Raw genomic sequence first — 16,069 nt, forward strand, 5'->3', positions numbered from 1 at the left:
CGCCCGATCCGAGGATCGGGCGGGGGCCTCCGGTGTGGCGGGTGGGATCAGAAGCGGCGGGTCACCAGGGCCCGCTTCACTTCCTGGATCGCCTTGGTGACCTCGATGCCGCGCGGGCAGGCCTCCGAGCAGTTGAAGGTGGTGCGGCAGCGCCACACGCCCTCACGGTCGTTGAGGATCTCCAGGCGCTGCTCGGCACCCTCGTCGCGCGAGTCGAAGATGAAGCGGTGCGCGTTGACGATGGCGGCCGGGCCGAAGTACTGGCCGTCGTTCCAGAACACCGGGCAGGACGACGTGCACGCGGCGCACAGGATGCACTTGGTGGTGTCGTCGAAGCGCTCGCGGTCCTCGGCGGACTGCAGGCGCTCGCGGGTCGGCTCGTTCCCCTTGGTGATGAGGAACGGCATGACGTCCTTGTACGCCTGGAAGAACGGGTCCATGTCCACGACCAGGTCCTTGAGGACCGTGAGGCCCTTGATGGCCTCGATCGTGATCGGCTTCTCCGGGTTGACGTCCTTGATCAGGGTCTTGCACGCCAGCCGGTTGCGGCCGTTGATCCGCATGGCGTCGGAGCCGCAGATGCCGTGGGCGCAGGAACGGCGGTAGGTGAGGGTGCCGTCCTGCTCCCACTTGATCTTGTTGAGCGCGTCGAGGATGCGCTCCTTCGGGTCCATCGTCAGCTGGTAGTCGACCCACACCGGGTCCGGGTGCTCCTCCGGGTTGAACCGGCGGATCCGGACGGTGACGGTGATCGGCTGGACGGCACCGGCTTCGACCGCGTCCAGAGCGGCCGAGTGCTTCTCCACGGTCGGAGTGCTCATCAGTACTTACGCTCCATCGGCTGGTAGCGGGTCGTGACGACCGGCTTGTAGTCGAGGCGGATGGAGGTGCTGCCGTCGGCGGCGACCTCCTGGTACGCCATGGTGTGCTGCATGAACTTCACGTCGTCACGGGTCGGGAAGTCCTCGCGGTAGTGGCCGCCGCGGGACTCCTCGCGGGCCAGCGCGGAGACGGCCAGCACCTCGGCCAGGTCGAGCAGGTTGCCCAGCTCGACGGCCTCCAGGAGGTCCGTGTTGTAGCGGAAGCCCTTGTCCTGGATGGAGACGTTCTTGTAGCGCTCCTTCAGCGCGGCGATGTCCTCGACCGCCTGCTTCAGGGTGGCGCCGGTGCGGTACACCATGGCGTTGGTGTCCATGGTCTCCTGCAGCTCCTTGCGGATCTGCCCCACGGACTCGGTGCCGGTGCCCTCGCGCAGGCCGTCGACCAGGGCCTGGACCTTCTCGGCCGGGTTCTCGGGCAGCTCGACGAAGCCGTTCGCGTTGGCGTAGTCGGCGGCGGCGATGCCCGCGCGGCGGCCGAACACGTTGATGTCCAGCAGCGAGTTGGTGCCCAGGCGGTTGGCGCCGTGCACGGACACGCAGGCGACCTCGCCGGCCGCGTACAGGCCCGGGACGATGTCGGTGTTGTTGCGCAGGACCTCACCCTCGACGTTGGTCGGGATGCCGCCCATGGCGTAGTGCGCGGTGGGCTGGATCGGGATCGGGTCCGTGTAGGGCTCGATGCCGAGGTAGGTGCGCGCGAACTCGGTGATGTCCGGCAGCTTGGCGTCCAGCTGCTCCGGGGGCAGGTGGGTCAGGTCCAGGTAGACGTGGTCGCCGTCCGGACCGCAGCCGCGGCCTTCGCGGATCTCGGTGTAGATCGCGCGGGAGCAGACGTCACGGGACGCGAGGTCCTTCATGACGGGGGCGTAGCGCTCCATGAAGCGCTCGCCGTCCTTGTTGCGCAGGATGCCGCCCTCGCCGCGGGCGCCCTCGGTGAGCAGGATGCCCATGCGCCAGATGCCCGTCGGGTGGAACTGGAAGAACTCCATGTCCTCCAGCGGCAGGCCGCGGCGGTAGACCAGGGCCTGGCCGTCACCGGTGAGGGTGTGGGCGTTGGAGGAGACCTTGAAGAACTTGCCGGTGCCGCCGGAGGCGAACACGACCGACTTGGCCTGGAAGACGTGGATCTCGCCGGTGGCCAGCTCGTACGCGACGACGCCGGCCGTCTTGCCCTCGTTGATCAGCAGGTCGAGGACGTAGTACTCGTTGAAGAACTCGACGCCGTGCTTGACGCAGTTCTGGAACAGCGTCTGGAGGATCATGTGGCCGGTGCGGTCGGCCGCGTAGCACGAGCGGCGGACCGGGGCCTCGCCGTGGTTGCGGGAGTGGCCGCCGAAGCGGCGCTGGTCGATCCGGCCCTGCTCGGTGCGGGAGAAGGGAAGGCCCATCTTCTCCAGGTCGAGGACGGCGTCGATGGCCTCCTTGCACATGATCTCGGCGGCGTCCTGGTCGACCAGGTAGTCACCACCCTTGACCGTGTCGAAGGTGTGCCACTCCCAGTTGTCCTCCTCGACGTTGGCCAGGGCGGCGCACATGCCGCCCTGGGCCGCGCCGGTGTGGGACCGGGTCGGGTAGAGCTTGGTCAGGACGGCGGTGCGGCTGCGCTGCGTCGACTCGATGGCCGCGCGCATGCCGGCGCCGCCGGCGCCGACGATGACGGTGTCGTACTGGTGAATCTGCATGGGGGGTTAACTCGCCTCTGGCCTCTGCCGATGGTCGATGGTGCTCGCGGCTCAGATGTTGGGGTCGAAGGTGAAGATCACCAGGGTGCCGAGCAGCACGGTGAAGACCGTGGCGGTACCCATGAGCCCCTTGAGCCAGAGCCGGGTCGAGTCCTTCTCGGCATAGTCGTTGATGACCTGACGCATGCCGTTGGCGCCGTGCAGCATGGCGAGCCAGAGCATCAGGAGGTCCCAGCCCTGCCAGAACGGCGAGGCCCAGCGGCCGGCCACGAAGGCGAAGCCGATCTTGGAGACGCCGCCGTCGAGCACCAGCATGATCAGCAGGTGGCCGAGGATCAGCACGACCAGAACGACACCGGACAGGCGCATGAAGAGCCAGGCCAGCATCTCGAAGTTGGTGCGGGTGCGACGCGGGGTCTTCGTGGTCCGCTTGCGCGGAGGCTCGATGACGAACGCGTCGGCCGGGTTGCCGGTGCCCAGTCCCTTGCCGGTGTGCGCCTGCTTCGAGGGGACGACGATGGCGTCGGAGTATTCCGTGGACATGTCTCGGCTCACTTCCCGAACCAGGAGATCAGCGTGTGCTGGAGGATCCCGTAGAAGGAACCGGCCATCAGGACGACCCAGACGCCGACGACGCTCCAGAGCATCTGCTTCTGGTACTTCGGGCCCTTCGACCAGAAGTCCACTGCGACGACGCGCAGGCCGTTCAGGGCGTGGAACAGGATGGCGGCCACCAGGCCGTACTCCATCAGGTTCACGAGCGGAGTCTTGTACGTCTGGATGACGGTGTCGTAGGACTCCGGCGACACTCGCACGAGGGCGGTGTCGAGGACGTGGGCGAACAGGAAGAAGAAGATGAGGACGCCGGTGACTCGATGAGCCACCCAGCTCCACATGCCTTCCCGGCCGCGGTACAGCGTTCCAGCCGGCACGGAAAAACCCTCCGGAAGCGATTGGGGGCTCGGCCGGCTTCGGTGTCGGTCAGCCCGGCCGGGTACGGTCCACCGGCCGCCAGCATCCTATCGACGCCTTGTCGTGAACCGCCTCCGGGGGCCCCAGGTGTGATCAATCAGGCACTTCTGGCCTAGTGGAGCGGGAACCAAACCCGGAGTCATCACGATGGGTGACGGCATGCTCGCGCCCCGCGTCGGTGGGCGCGGGGCGCGGCGGTCGGATCCGGTGGCGGGGTCGGTTCACTCGTCCGGGCGGTTTCGTGATCGTTGTCACCCGGCAGGGTGAAGAGGGGGCGTGATGCGGGCTCAGCGCGCCGCGGTCTCCGGGTGGGTGGCGACCAGGTGCTCCAGTCGGGTGAGGGCGATCCGGCGGAGTTCGTCGGACGCGATCAGCCGCTCCTCGTCCGGGTCGTTGGCGAGGCGGGTGCGGATCGAGGAGAGCACGGTGTCGAGCATCTCCTCCGGGGCGACCCCTTCCAGGCAGACCACGAAGACGTGGCCGAACCGGGCCTCGTACGCGGCGTGCGCCGCCCGCAGCGCGGTGTGGGCGGCCTGGCTGCCGGGAGCCCGCATGCCGAGCAGCGGCTGCGGCATCCAGCTCTCGTCCGCCAGGGCCTCGGTGAGGTCGGCCGGTCGGAGGTCGTAGGAGGCCTCGCTGGCGGCGGCCAGCAGGGACTCGATGTCGGGGTAGGGCCGGTGCGCGGTCAGGCGCAGGGCCCAGCGGTGGCTGCCGCAGCAGGCCAGGAGGGCCTCCTCGGCGGCGCCGGCGTCGGCTTCGTTGAAGCGGTGCAGCCCGAGGAGGGTCGGCTCTGTTCTGACGTCGAGCCGCTGTGACGGGATGTCGCTGGCCAGCGGGTCCTCCTCGTGAGGGCGGGAAGGTGCCGGTGGAACGGGGTGGTGCGCAGGTGGGATGGGGGCTGCCGAGGGGCGCGCGAGCGCCGGTCGTTCAGCGCCTCAAAGGTAGTTGAGCGGTCATCAGTTGGGGAGGGCGCGCGCCGAATTCATCCGGACGAGCTATCAAGTTGTGACGTTGACACCTGCACGTCAGCGCCCTCCCCGCCCGTTCCCGGGCTCAGTCGCGGTGGACCTTGTGGTTGGCGGCCTGCGCCCTCGGCCGGACCACCAGCAGGTCGATGTTCACGTGCGAGGGCCGGGTGACCGCCCACGCCACGGTGTCCGCGATGTCCTCCGAGGTGAGCGGTTCGGCCACGCCCGCGTACACCGCGGCGGCCTTCTCCTCGTCGCCGCGGAAGCGGGTGACCGCGAAGCCCTCGGACTTCACCATGCCGGGGGCGATCTCGATCACCCGGATCGGCTCCCCGCACAGCTCCAGCCGCAGTGTGGCGGCGATGGTGTGCGCGGCGTGCTTGGCGGCGACGTACCCGCCGCCGCCCTCGTACGCGGCCAGCGCGGCGGTCGAGGAGAGCACCAGGACCGTGCCGTCGCCGGTCGCCCGCAGGGCCGGCAGCAGGGCCTGGGTCACCTGCAGCACGCCGAGCACGTTCACCTCGTACATGGCCCGCCAGTCGGCCGGGTCGCCGTGCTCGACGGTCTCGGCGCCGATCGCGCCGCCGGCGTTGTTCACCAGGACGTCCACCCGGCCGACGGCGGCCGCGAAGGCGTCCACCGCGGCCCGGTCGGTGACGTCCAGGGTGACGGCCCGGGCGGAGCCGCCCCGCTCGGCGATCTCCTTGGCCAGCGCCTCGACGCGCTCGGTGCGGCGGGCGGTCAGCACCACGTCGAAGCCCTCGGCGGCCAGCCGGCGGGCGGTCGCCGCGCCGATTCCGCTGCTGGCACCGGTGACCACGGCCACCTTCTGCTCGGTCATTGCCACTCCCTGGGGCTCATCGGTCGTTCACCCGATCATCTCAACCGCGCCGGCGCTCCGGCGGGCCGGTCGCCTCCCGCACGGCGGGGAGCCCGATAGTGCGAGGACCCCGTTCCCCCAGCCCCGGAGGGCCCCATGGCAGCCGAGCCGCGCCGCGCCGAGTCCGGCTTCGAGATCGAGCCGGTGTACGGCCCCGGGTCGCCGGCCGGCTGGGACGCCGACGCCCGGCTGGGCCGGCCGGGGGAGTACCCCTTCACCCGGGGCGTCTACCCGACGATGTACACCGGCCGCCCGTGGACGATGCGCCAGTACGCGGGCTTCGGCACCGCCGCCGAGTCCAACGCCCGCTACCGGCAGCTGATCGCGGGCGGCGGCACCGGCCTCTCGGTCGCCTTCGACCTGCCCACCCAGATGGGCTACGACTCGGACGCGCCGCTCGCCGCCGGGGAGGTCGGCCGGGTGGGCGTCGCCGTGGACAGCGTCGAGGACATGGCGGTGCTGTTCGACGGCATCCCGCTCGGCGGGGTGTCCACCTCGATGACCGTCAACGCGCCCGCCGCGCTGCTCCTGCTCCTCTACCAACTGGTCGGCGAGGCCCAGGGGGTGGCGCCGTCGGCGCTCACCGGGACGGTCCAGAACGACGTGCTGAAGGAGTACATCGCCCGCGGCACCTACATCTTCCCGCCGGAGCCCTCGCTGCGGCTGGCCGCCGACGTGTTCCGCTACTGCCGGGCCGAGGTCCCGCGCTGGAACACCATCTCGATCTCCGGCTACCACATGGCCGAGGCCGGGGCCGATCCCGCGCAGGAGGTCGCCTTCACCCTGGCCAACGGCATCGCCTACGTCCGTACCGCGCTCGCCGCCGGGATGGCCGTGGACGACTTCGCCCCCCGGCTCTCGTTCTTCTTCGTGGCCCGCACGACCCTGTTGGAGGAAGTGGCCAAGTTCCGCGCCGCACGCAGGATTTGGGCCAGAATCATGCGGGACGGATTCGGCGCCCGGGACCCGCGCTCGCAGATGCTGCGCTTCCACACCCAGACCGCGGGGGTGCAGCTCACCGCCCAGCAGCCCGAGGTCAACCTGGCCAGGGTCACCGTCCAGGCGCTCGCCGCGGTGCTCGGCGGCACCCAGTCGCTGCACACCAACGGCTTCGACGAGGCGATCGCGCTGCCCACCGAGAAGGCCGCCCGGCTCGCCCTGCGCACCCAGCAGGTGCTCGCGTACGAGACCGACGTGACGGCCACCGTCGACCCGTTCGCCGGCTCCTACGCCGTCGAGTCGCTCACCGACGGGGTGGAGGCCGCCGCGCGGGCGCTGATGGACCGGATCGAGGAGCAGGGCGGCGCGGTGGCCGCGATCGAACGCGGCTACCAGAAGGGCGAGATCGAGCGCACCGCCTACCGGCTCCAGCAGGAGACCGACTCCGGGGAGCGGACCGTGGTCGGGGTCAACCGCTTCCGGTCGGACACGGAGGAGCCGTACCAGCCGCTGCGGGTGGACCCGGCGATCGAGGCGCGGCAGGCGCGGCGGCTGGCCCGGCTGCGGGCCGAGCGCTCGGCCGGCGCCGTCACCCGGGCGCTGGACGGGCTGCGCCGCACCGCCGAGGGGACGGGGAACGTGCTGTACCCGATGAAGGAGGCGCTGGCCGCCCGGGCCACCGTCGGCGAGGTGTGCGACGCGCTGCGCGGGGTGTGGGGGACGTACGCCCCGGTGGAGCGCTTCTGACCACCAGCTGAACGGCCGTCAACCCGCCGGTGCCGTCAGGGGGGTTGGCGGCCGTGACCGCCGGCCCGGGGGATCGTTGCACAGGGCACGCAACCCGGGGAAGGCGGCTGAAACAAGATGTCATACCCACGTGTCAGGCCGGTATGCGCCCATCCGGGGACTAGTTTTCCGGAAGTCGGGCCAAATCCCCCCAACAGGCCTACGATTGGCGAGATGAACCGTCCTGAGCCCGCTCAGTCGGGCGCCACTCTGGCCGCCGTACGCCCCGCCGCCGATCTGCGCGACCGGGTCCGGGCGCTGGAGCCCGAGCTGATCGCCTTCCGTCGTGATCTGCACCGGCACCCGGAGCTGGGCCGCCAGGAGTTCCGAACCACCGGGCTGCTGCGCGACCGTCTGGTGGCCGCCGGCCTCGAACCCCGGGTGCTGCCCGGCGGCACCGGCATGCTCGTCGACATCGTCCCGCCCGGCACCACGCCGGGGACGGAGTTCCTGGCCTTCCGCGCCGACATCGACGCGCTGCCGATCGACGACGCCAAGACCGATGTGCCGTACCGCTCCACCGTCCCCGGCCGGGCCCACGCCTGCGGCCACGACGTGCACACCTCGGTGGTGCTCGGCACCGGCCTGGTGCTGGCGGAGGCCGTCCGCACCGGCGAGCTGCGCCGGCCCGTCCGGCTGGTGTTCCAGCCCGCCGAGGAGGTCATGCCGGGCGGTGCGCTGGACGTGATCAAGGCCGGCGGGATGGCGGGCGTCGGGCGGATCTTCGCGGTGCACTGCGACCCCAAGGTGGAGGTCGGCCGGATCGCGCTGCGGGTCGGGGCGATCACCTCGGCCTGCGACCGCCTGGTGCTCCACCTGGACGGCCCCGGCGGGCACACCGCCCGTCCGCACCTGACCACCGATCTGGTCACCGCGGTCGCCAGGATGGCCGCCGACCTCCCGGGCGCGCTGGCCCGCCGGATGGACCCGCGCTGGGGCGTCAGCCTGGTCTGGGGGCGGATCGCCTCCGGCTCCGCGCCCAACGTCATCCCGCAGCACGCCGAACTGGAGGGCACCGTCCGCTGCCTGGAGCTGGACGGCTGGCGCGAGGCGCCGGACCTGTTGCACGAGCTGATCGCCAAGGTGTCCGAGACCTACCGGGCCAAGTGGACGCTGGACTACCACCGCGGGGTGCCGCCGGTGGTCAACGAGGCGGTCTCGGTCGCGCGGTTGGACGAGGCGATGAACGCCCGCTTCGGCGCGGACGGGGCCCAGGTGGTCGAGGGAACCGAGCAGAGCCTGGGCGGCGAGGACTTCTCCTGGTACCTGGAGCACGCCCCGGGCGCGCTGGCCCGGCTCGGCGTCCGGGCGCCCGGCGATGCCACCGTCCGGGACCTCCACCAGGGCCGGTTCGACGTGGACGAGCGGGCGATCGGCATCGGGGTGGAGCTGTTCTCGGCGCTGGCCCTGGAGGCGGACGGCAGCTGACGGCGGGCCGGGCGCGGCGGAGCGGGGTGACGGCTCCGGGGGCGGCGCGGGTGAAGCGGAACGGTCGGATCCGGGGGGTCCGGAACGGTTCCGTAAACTGGGCCGCACCGACCTCGGATCACCGTCCGCGCATGGGATAGAGCCTCAGGAAGAACATCAGACCACGGTTTGATAACAACCCGAACGCTCTGGCACCCCGTAACACAACCGTGTTCTACGCGCGTTACGGTGGCGACCGACCACGCCAAACGGTTGCGTGTAGAAGGAGATATCCCCTTGCGCCGTTCAATGAAGCTCGCCGCGGTTGTGCTCTCGGGTTCCCTGGGCATGGCCTCGCTCGCCGCTTGCGGCGCAAAGAGCACCGACAACTCCTCCTCCGCCGGCTCGGGCGACGGTTCGCTCAAGGTCGGCATGGCCTACGACATCGGCGGCCGCGGCGACCAGTCGTTCAACGACTCCGCCGCCCGTGGCCTCGACAAGGCCAAGTCCGAGCTGGGCGTCTCCGTGACCGAGGCCGAGGCCAAGCAGGGCGAGGCCGAGGCCGACAAGGAGACCCGTCTCAAGAACCTGATCGACGCGGGCTACAAGACGATCGTCGCGGTCGGCTTCGTCTACCAGCCGGCCGTCAACAAGGTCGCCAAGGACAACCCGAACGTGAAGTTCGCGATCATCGACTCGAACGACAAGGACCAGCCGGCCAACGTCACCTCGCTGCTCTTCGCCGAGCAGGAGGGTTCGTACCTGGCCGGTGTCGCCGCCGCGAACAAGTCGAAGGCCAAGCACGTCGGCTTCATCGGCGGTGTGCAGTCCGAGCTGATCAAGAAGTTCGAGGCCGGTTACAAGGCGGGTGTGAAGTCCGTCGACCCGAACATCACGGTCGAGACCACCTACCTGAGCACCCCGCCGGACTTCACCGGCTTCGCCTCGCCCGACAAGGGCAAGGAGTCCGCCCAGGGCCAGCTCGACAAGGGCGCGGACGTCATCTACACCGCCGCCGGCTCCTCCGGCAACGGCGCCATCGAGGCCGTCGCCAACAAGCAGGGCGCCTGGGCCATCGGCGTCGACTCCGACCAGGCCAGCCAGCCGGCCCTGGCGAAGTACAAGAACAGCATCCTGACCTCGATGGTCAAGAACGTCGACACCGCGGTGTTCTCGTACGTCCAGTCGGTCAAGCAGGGCCAGACCCCGACCGGCATCAAGCTGTTCGACCTGAAGGCCGACGGCGTCTCGCTCGCCACCACCGGCGGCAAGATCGACGACATCCAGGACAAGCTGAAGGCCGCCGCCGACGCGATCAAGTCCGGCGCCACCACGATCCCGACCGCGCCGGCCGGCCAGTAAGGCCCGCGCGTCCCGGACGCCGCAGCGCCTGCCGCCTGCCCGGCAGCGCGACGCAACACGACACAGTTCACGGGAGGGGCCCGGCAGGGTGCGCTCAACGCGTACCCCCGGGCCCTGTTCCGTCTCCCCATGTTCCCCCTTGGCCCTCCCAGCGCAACGACGCGCCTCCAGACCACCAGGAGATCGCCATCACCGCATCCGACCCCGTCCCCCCGCGCGAGGACGGCACCCCCAGCGCGGGGACGGCGACACCGGCCGTCGAGCTGCGCGGCATCACCAAGCGCTTCCCGGGTGTCGTGGCCAACCACGACATCAACCTGACCGTCCGCACCGGCACCGTGCACGCCCTGATGGGTGAGAACGGCGCCGGCAAGTCGACGCTGATGAAGATCCTCTACGGCATGCAGAAGCCGGACGAGGGCACCATCGCGATCAACGGCGAACTGTGCGAGTTCCACACCCCCGGCGACGCCATCTCCCGCGGCATCGGCATGGTGCACCAGCACTTCATGCTCGCCGACAACCTCACGGTGTGGGAGAACGTCGTCCTCGGCGGCGAGAAGCTCCACGGCATCGGCGCCAAGGCGAAGGCGAAGATCAAGGAGATCTCCGACCAGTACGGCCTGGGCGTGCGCCCGGACGCCCTGGTCGAGGACCTCGGCGTCGCCGACCGCCAGCGCGTCGAGATCCTCAAGGTGCTGTACCGCGGCGCCAAGATCCTGATCCTGGACGAGCCCACGGCCGTGCTCGTCCCGCAGGAGGTCGACGCGCTGTTCGACAACCTGCGGGACCTCAAGTCCGAGGGCGTCACCGTCATCTTCATCTCGCACAAGCTGCACGAGGTGCTCGCGGTGGCCGACGCGATCAGCGTCATCCGGCGCGGCACCACGGTCGGCGACGCCGACCCGAAGGCCGTCACCGCCCGCCAGCTCGCCGAGCTGATGGTCGGCGCCGAGCTGCCCTCCCCGGAGAGCCGCGAGTCGACCGTCACCGACACCGTGATGCTCGACGTCGAGGGCCTGCGGATCGCCAAGACCGACGCCGAGGGCATCGAGCGCGTCGTCCTGGACGACATCTCGCTGCGCATCCGCAAGGGCGAGATCCTCGGCATCGCCGGTGTCGAGGGCAACGGCCAGGCCGAGCTGGTCGAGGCCGTCATGGGCATGCTGACGCTGAACGCCGGCACCGTCACCCTGGACGGCAAGGACCTCTCCGGCACCCTGACCCGGGCCCGCCGCGAGGCCGGCATCGGCTACATCCCCGAGGACCGCCACAAGCACGGCCTGCTGCTGGAGGCCCCGCTCTGGGAGAACCGCATCCTCGGCCACGTCACCGAGGCGCCCAACTCCAAGGGCCTGCTGCTGGACCCGGCCGCCGCCCGGACGGACACCTGGCGGATCGTCGAGGAGTACGACGTCCGCACCCCCGGCATCGAGGTCACCGCGGCCTCGCTCTCCGGCGGCAACCAGCAGAAGCTGATCATCGGCCGCGAGATGAGCCACCAGCCCAAGCTCCTGATCGCCGCCCACCCCACCCGTGGCGTGGACGTCGGCGCGCAGGCGCAGATCTGGGAGCACATCCGGGTCGCCCAGCGGGCCGGCCTGGCCGTCCTGCTGATCTCCGCGGACCTGGACGAGCTGATCGGCCTGTCCGACACCATCCGGGTCATCTACCGCGGCCGCCTGGTCGCCGACGCCGACCCGGCCACCGTCACCGCCGAGGACCTCGGTACCGCGATGACCGGTGCCGCCAGCGGCCACCTGGAGTCCGAGCCGGAGGCCGTCGCCGAGGCGCAGGCCGTCGCGGCCGAGGGCACCGGGGCCGAGGCCGGGCACCAGCCCACCGACACCGCCGACGACCCGCAGGCGGGGGAGTAACCCATGACCAGTCCCAATCCCGCAGCCGCGAAGCCCGGCCTGGCCCAGCGGTTCAGCGGTGAGCGGATCGTGCTCGCGCTGGCGGCGCCGGTGCTCGCGGTCCTGCTCTCCGTGGCGATCTGTTCCGTCCTGCTGGCGACCTCGGGCAAGAACCCGTTCGACGCCTGGAACGTGATGCTCACGTACGCCAGCAAGTCGGACGGCCAGGTGGGCATCCTCAACCGGTCCACCACCTACTACCTGGCCGCCGCGGCCGCCGCGTTCGGGTTCCGGATGAACCTGTTCAACATCGGCGTCGAGGGTCAGTACAAGGTCGCGGCGCTGTTCGCGGCCTTCGTCGGCGCCAAGGTGGACCTGCCGGCCTTCATCCAGATCCCGCTGCTGCTGGTCACCGCCATGCTGGTCGGCGGCCTGTACGCGAGCGTCGCCGGTCTGCTGAAGGTCTACCGCGGCGTCAGCGAGGTCATCTCGACCATCATGCTGAACTCGATCGCGACCGCGATCATCGGTCTGCTGCTCGTCCCCGGCATCTTCGCGCCGAAGACCAGCGGCACCACCAACTCGATCCAGACCGAGCCGATCTCGCAGTCCAGCCACTTCTTCGCGATGGAGACGGCCGGCGGGACGCTCTGGGGCTTCATCTTCGTCGCCGCCCTGGTCGGCGTGGTCTTCCAGTTCGTGCTGACCCGCACCCGCTTCGGCTTCGACCTGCGCGCCACCGGCCGCTCGGAGTCCGCCGCGACCGCCTCCGGCGTGAACGTCAAGCGCATGGTGGTCATCTCGATGGTCGTCTCCGGCGCCATCGCCGGTCTGATCGGCCTGCCGGAGCTCCTGCAGAACTCGCACTACTTCGGCCAGAGCTTCCAGCCCGGCCTGGGCTTCCTGGGCATCTCGATCGCCCTGCTCGGCCGGAACAGCCCGATCGGCATCGCCTTCGCGGCGCTGCTGTTCGCCTTCCTGGACGTCACCGGCTCGGTGCTGCCGCTCCAGGGCGGCTTCCCCTTCGAGATCGTCGACGTCATGAAGGGCACCATCGTCATCTGCGTCGTCGTCGCGTACGAGCTGGTGCGCCGCTACGGCCTGAAGCGCCAGCAGCAGAAGGTCGGCGCCCAGCTCGCCGCCCAGGCCGCCGCGAACAGTGAGAAGAAGGAGGTGGCCTCGTGAGCGAGCGAAGCGAGCGAGCCATCAAGTACAGCGTGTTGTGCGAAGCACGCGCCGAGCGAAGCGAGGTGTGGGCATGAGCACGGCTACCGCTGCGCGTGCGAAGGCGCCGGGCGCACCCGCGAAGAAGCGCAAGCTGTCCTGGCCGGTCGTCCTGCTGCTGATCGCGGGCGCCCTGGTGCTGTTCTCCGCCGTGGGCATGGCCACCGGCAACCACTCGCTGACCTCCTCCGGGCAGATCACCGCCGCGCTCGGCGCGGCCGTGCCGATCGGCATGGCCGGTCTGGGCGGTCTCTGGTCCGAGCGGGCCGGTGTGGTCAACATCGGTCTCGAAGGCATGATGGTCGCCGGCACCTTCTGCGGTGCCTGGGCGGGCTACCTGGTCAACCCGTGGGTCGGCCTGCTGGCCGGCATGCTGGGCGGGGCGCTCGGCGGCCTGCTGCACGCGGTCGTCACCGTCACCTTCGGCGTCGACCACATCGTCTCCGGCGTCGGCATCAACCTGCTGATCCCCGGCATCTGCGCGTACGTCAACCGGATCTACTACAAGGACTACGTCTCGGCCGGTGCCGGCCAGAACCAGTCCCCGCCGGCGGACCCGCTGCCGTACATCACCGTCCCGGGCCTGTCCTCCGGGCTGAAGAGCATCGAGAACCACCACTGGTTCCTGGTCTCGGACGTCGCGGGCGTGCTCGGCGGCCTGGTCACCAACATCTCGGTGGTCGTGCTGGTGGCCGGCGCGCTGATCGTGGTCAGCTACTTCGCGCTCTGGCGCACGGTGTTCGGCCTGCGGCTGCGCTCCTGCGGCGAGAACCCGACCGCCGCCGAGTCGCTGGGCGTCAACGTCTACAAGTACAAGTACCTCGCGGTCATCGCCTCCGGTGCCTTCGCGGGCCTCGGCGGGGCGTACCTCTCGCTGGTCGCGGCGCACTTCTACAAGGACGGCCAGACCCTCGGCCGCGGCTTCATCGGCCTCGCCGCGATGATCTTCGGCAACTGGATGCCGGGCGGCCTCGCCATGGGCGCCGGCCTGTTCGGCTTCACCGACAGCCTCCAGCTGCGCGACCCGGAGTCGGTGCACGTGATGATCCTCATCGTGGGCATCGCGATGGTGCTGCTCGCGCTCTGGCACCTGTACCGCCGCAAGTACACCGCGACGGTGGCCTCCTTCGTGGTGGCGGCCGGCCTGATCGCCTGGTACTCGTTCACCGACGAGGTGCAGCGCCCGCTGATCGTCGCCACGCCGTACCTGATCACCCTGGTGGTGCTCTCGCTGGCCGCGCAACGACTGCGGATGCCGAAGGCGGACGGCCAGATCTACCGCAAGGGCCAGGGCAAGTGACCGCCGACGGGCCCGCGGCGCCGCCCGCGATCGACTGGGAGCTGCTGCGTTCGGCGGCGCGCGAGGCCATGGGCCGCGCGTACGCGCCGTACAGCAGGTTCCCGGTCGGCGCGGCCGCGCTGGTGGACGACGGCCGGGTGGTCACGGGCTGCAACGTCGAGAACGCCTCGTACGGGCTGGGGCTGTGCGCCGAGTGCGGGCTGGTGTCCGCGCTGCACTCCTCCGGCGGCGGCCGGCTGGTCGCCTTCACCTGTGTGGACGGCGCCGGCGAACTGCTGATGCCGTGCGGGCGCTGCCGCCAGCTGCTGTACGAGCACGGCGGGCCGGGGCTGCTGATCGAACTGGCCTCGGGCATCAAGCCGATGAGCGAGGTCCTGCCCGACGCGTTCGGGCCGGAACGGCTCTAGCCTCCCTTTCTGTTACGCGCGTAGAGTGTCGCGAGTGGGCCGGAACCCGGTCATCTCGCGACACTCTTCGCTTTTGAAACCCCTCTTGGAGCACGCATGGACGCCATCTCCGTCATCAGGACCAAGCGCGATCGCGGAGAACTGAGCGACGCTCAGATCGACTGGGTCATCGACGCCTACACCCGCGGCGAGGTCGCCGACGAGCAGATGTCCGCACTGGCGATGGCGATCCTGCTGAACGGCATGAAGCCGCACGAGATCAGCCGCTGGACCGACGCCATGATCCGCTCCGGCGTCCGGATGGACTTCTCCTCGCTGCCGCTGCCCACCAGCGACAAGCACTCCACCGGCGGCGTCGGCGACAAGATCACCCTGCCGCTCGCCCCGCTGGTCGCCGCCTGCGGCGCCGCCGTCCCGCAGCTCTCCGGCCGCGGCCTCGGCCACACCGGCGGCACCCTCGACAAGCTGGAGTCCATCCCCGGCTGGCGCGCCCTGCTCTCCAACGAGGAGATGATGGACGTGCTGGGCTCCGTCGGCGCGGTGATCTGCGCGGCCGGCGACGGCCTCGCGCCCGCCGACAAGAAGCTGTACGCGCTGCGCGACGTCACCGGCACCGTCGAGGCCATCCCGCTGATCGCCTCCTCGATCATGTCGAAGAAGATCGCCGAGGGCACCGGCGCGCTGGTCCTGGACGTCAAGGTCGGCTCCGGGGCGTTCATGAAGAACCTGGACGACGCCCGCGAACTCGCCCGCACCATGGTCGGCCTGGGCACCACCGCCGGGGTCAACACCGTCGCCCTGCTCACCGACATGTCCACCCCGCTCGGCCTCACCGCGGGCAACGCGCTGGAGGTCCGCGAGTCCGTCGAGGTGCTCGCGGGCGGCGGCCCGGCCGACGTCGTCGAGCTCACCCTCGCGCTCGCCCGCGAGATGCTCGCCGCGGCCGGCGTCCACGGCAAGGACCCGGCGGACGCGCTGCGCGACGGCACCGCGATGGACCACTGGCGCCGCATGATCGCCGCCCAGGGCGGCGACGTCGACGCCCCGCTCCCGGTCGCCCGCGAGCGGCACGTCATCCCGGCCCCCGCCTCCGGCGTGCTCACCACGCTGGACGCCTACGCGATCGGCGTCAGCGCCTGGCGCCTGGGCGCCGGCCGCGCCCGCAAGGAGGACCCGGTGCAGGCCGGCGCCGGCATCGAGATGCACGCCAAGCCCGGCGACACCGTGGTGGCCGGCCAGCCCCTGCTGACCCTGCACACCGACACCCCCGAGCGCTTCGACTACGCCGTCGAGGCCCTGGCCGGCGGCATCGAGGTCGCCCCGGCGGGCACCGCCTTCACCCCGAACCCGATCGTCCTCGACCGCATCGCCTGAGCACGGTCGTGAACGAGCCGCCCGCCGGTGC

The 16,069-nt window shown here is 70.6% G+C and carries 14 protein-coding genes; 8 read left to right on the top strand and 6 right to left on the bottom strand.

The genetic code is table 11. The features are described from left to right. Nucleotides 1-47: 47 nt before the first annotated feature. The 6 genes from ACFU7Z_RS20605 to ACFU7Z_RS20630 form a co-directional block, all read right to left on the bottom strand. Nucleotides 48-821, bottom strand: a complete 774-nt coding sequence (locus tag ACFU7Z_RS20605) for a succinate dehydrogenase iron-sulfur subunit (RefSeq protein ID WP_049649181.1) — start codon at nucleotides 819-821, stop codon at nucleotides 48-50. After that, nucleotides 821-2,563, bottom strand: coding sequence for a succinate dehydrogenase flavoprotein subunit (gene sdhA / locus ACFU7Z_RS20610; RefSeq protein ID WP_049649182.1), 1,743 nt, complete (start codon nucleotides 2,561-2,563; stop codon nucleotides 821-823). Before sdhA ends, ACFU7Z_RS20605 begins: the two co-directional genes overlap by 1 nt. Before the next feature lie 51 nt (nucleotides 2,564-2,614). Then, a complete protein-coding gene (gene sdhD, locus ACFU7Z_RS20615; RefSeq protein WP_049649183.1) occupies nucleotides 2,615-3,106 on the bottom strand; it encodes a succinate dehydrogenase, hydrophobic membrane anchor protein in 492 nt (163 codons plus the stop codon). 8 nt (nucleotides 3,107-3,114) lie between these two features. Beyond that, nucleotides 3,115-3,495, bottom strand: coding sequence for a succinate dehydrogenase, cytochrome b556 subunit (gene sdhC, locus ACFU7Z_RS20620; protein ID WP_074003919.1), 381 nt, complete (start codon nucleotides 3,493-3,495; stop codon nucleotides 3,115-3,117). A 327-nt stretch (nucleotides 3,496-3,822) separates the two neighbouring features. Then, a complete protein-coding gene (locus tag ACFU7Z_RS20625) occupies nucleotides 3,823-4,428 on the bottom strand; it encodes a 2-oxo-4-hydroxy-4-carboxy-5-ureidoimidazoline decarboxylase (RefSeq protein ID WP_380778731.1) in 606 nt (201 codons plus the stop codon). A 160-nt stretch (nucleotides 4,429-4,588) separates the two neighbouring features. After that, nucleotides 4,589-5,344, bottom strand: coding sequence for an SDR family oxidoreductase (locus ACFU7Z_RS20630; RefSeq protein ID WP_074003918.1), 756 nt, complete (start codon nucleotides 5,342-5,344; stop codon nucleotides 4,589-4,591). Between the two features lie 135 nt (nucleotides 5,345-5,479). Here ACFU7Z_RS20630 and ACFU7Z_RS20635 point away from each other — a divergent pair, with 135 nt between their 5' ends. The 8 genes from ACFU7Z_RS20635 (at nucleotide 5,480) to ACFU7Z_RS20670 (ending at nucleotide 16,038) form a co-directional block, all read left to right on the top strand. Then, nucleotides 5,480-7,069 (top strand): methylmalonyl-CoA mutase, encoded by a 1,590-nt coding sequence (locus ACFU7Z_RS20635; protein WP_380778725.1) that lies wholly within the window; start codon nucleotides 5,480-5,482, stop codon nucleotides 7,067-7,069. A gap of 213 nt (nucleotides 7,070-7,282) precedes the next feature. Next, nucleotides 7,283-8,536, top strand: coding sequence for an amidohydrolase (locus ACFU7Z_RS20640; protein WP_079272373.1), 1,254 nt, complete (start codon nucleotides 7,283-7,285; stop codon nucleotides 8,534-8,536). 276 nt (nucleotides 8,537-8,812) lie between these two features. Then, nucleotides 8,813-9,877, top strand: a complete 1,065-nt coding sequence (locus ACFU7Z_RS20645) for a BMP family protein (RefSeq protein WP_074003916.1) — start codon at nucleotides 8,813-8,815, stop codon at nucleotides 9,875-9,877. 350 nt (nucleotides 9,878-10,227) lie between these two features. After that, nucleotides 10,228-11,754 carry an ABC transporter ATP-binding protein gene (locus ACFU7Z_RS20650; protein WP_117491764.1) on the top strand — a complete coding sequence of 509 codons (1,527 nt, stop codon included), beginning with the start codon at nucleotides 10,228-10,230 and terminating at the stop codon, nucleotides 11,752-11,754. A gap of 3 nt (nucleotides 11,755-11,757) precedes the next feature. After that, nucleotides 11,758-12,918, top strand: a complete 1,161-nt coding sequence (locus ACFU7Z_RS20655; protein ID WP_380778727.1) for an ABC transporter permease — start codon at nucleotides 11,758-11,760, stop codon at nucleotides 12,916-12,918. A gap of 73 nt (nucleotides 12,919-12,991) precedes the next feature. Then, nucleotides 12,992-14,257 (top strand): ABC transporter permease, encoded by a 1,266-nt coding sequence (locus tag ACFU7Z_RS20660; RefSeq protein WP_074003914.1) that lies wholly within the window; start codon nucleotides 12,992-12,994, stop codon nucleotides 14,255-14,257. Continuing rightward, nucleotides 14,254-14,664: a cytidine deaminase gene (locus ACFU7Z_RS20665; RefSeq protein ID WP_049649192.1), complete on the top strand. Its 411-nt coding sequence runs from the start codon at nucleotides 14,254-14,256 to the stop codon at nucleotides 14,662-14,664. The genes ACFU7Z_RS20660 and ACFU7Z_RS20665 overlap by 4 nt, the downstream gene beginning before the upstream one ends. Before the next feature lie 96 nt (nucleotides 14,665-14,760). Then, nucleotides 14,761-16,038, top strand: coding sequence for a thymidine phosphorylase (locus ACFU7Z_RS20670; protein ID WP_380778730.1), 1,278 nt, complete (start codon nucleotides 14,761-14,763; stop codon nucleotides 16,036-16,038). Nucleotides 16,039-16,069: the final 31 nt, after the last annotated feature.

It is taken from the genome of Kitasatospora sp. NPDC057518, from assembly GCF_042802075.1.
Taxonomy (GTDB): domain Bacteria; phylum Actinomycetota; class Actinomycetes; order Streptomycetales; family Streptomycetaceae; genus Kitasatospora.

What these genes read in the sequence shown, in the direction of transcription:
- ACFU7Z_RS20605 (WP_049649181.1), bottom strand. Translation starts at nt 821, where the DNA reads ATGAGCACTCCGACCGTGGAGAAGCACTCGGCCGCTCTGGACGCGGTC.
- sdhA (WP_049649182.1), bottom strand. Translation starts at nt 2,563, where the DNA reads ATGCAGATTCACCAGTACGACACCGTCATCGTCGGCGCCGGCGGCGCC.
- sdhD (WP_049649183.1), bottom strand. Translation starts at nt 3,106, where the DNA reads ATGTCCACGGAATACTCCGACGCCATCGTCGTCCCCTCGAAGCAGGCG.
- ACFU7Z_RS20630 (WP_074003918.1), bottom strand. Translation starts at nt 5,344, where the DNA reads ATGACCGAGCAGAAGGTGGCCGTGGTCACCGGTGCCAGCAGCGGAATC.
- ACFU7Z_RS20635 (WP_380778725.1), top strand. Translation starts at nt 5,480, where the DNA reads ATGGCAGCCGAGCCGCGCCGCGCCGAGTCCGGCTTCGAGATCGAGCCG.
- ACFU7Z_RS20640 (WP_079272373.1), top strand. Translation starts at nt 7,283, where the DNA reads ATGAACCGTCCTGAGCCCGCTCAGTCGGGCGCCACTCTGGCCGCCGTA.
- ACFU7Z_RS20650 (WP_117491764.1), top strand. Translation starts at nt 10,228, where the DNA reads ATGGGTGAGAACGGCGCCGGCAAGTCGACGCTGATGAAGATCCTCTAC.
- ACFU7Z_RS20655 (WP_380778727.1), top strand. Translation starts at nt 11,758, where the DNA reads ATGACCAGTCCCAATCCCGCAGCCGCGAAGCCCGGCCTGGCCCAGCGG.
- ACFU7Z_RS20660 (WP_074003914.1), top strand. Translation starts at nt 12,992, where the DNA reads ATGAGCACGGCTACCGCTGCGCGTGCGAAGGCGCCGGGCGCACCCGCG.
- ACFU7Z_RS20670 (WP_380778730.1), top strand. Translation starts at nt 14,761, where the DNA reads ATGGACGCCATCTCCGTCATCAGGACCAAGCGCGATCGCGGAGAACTG.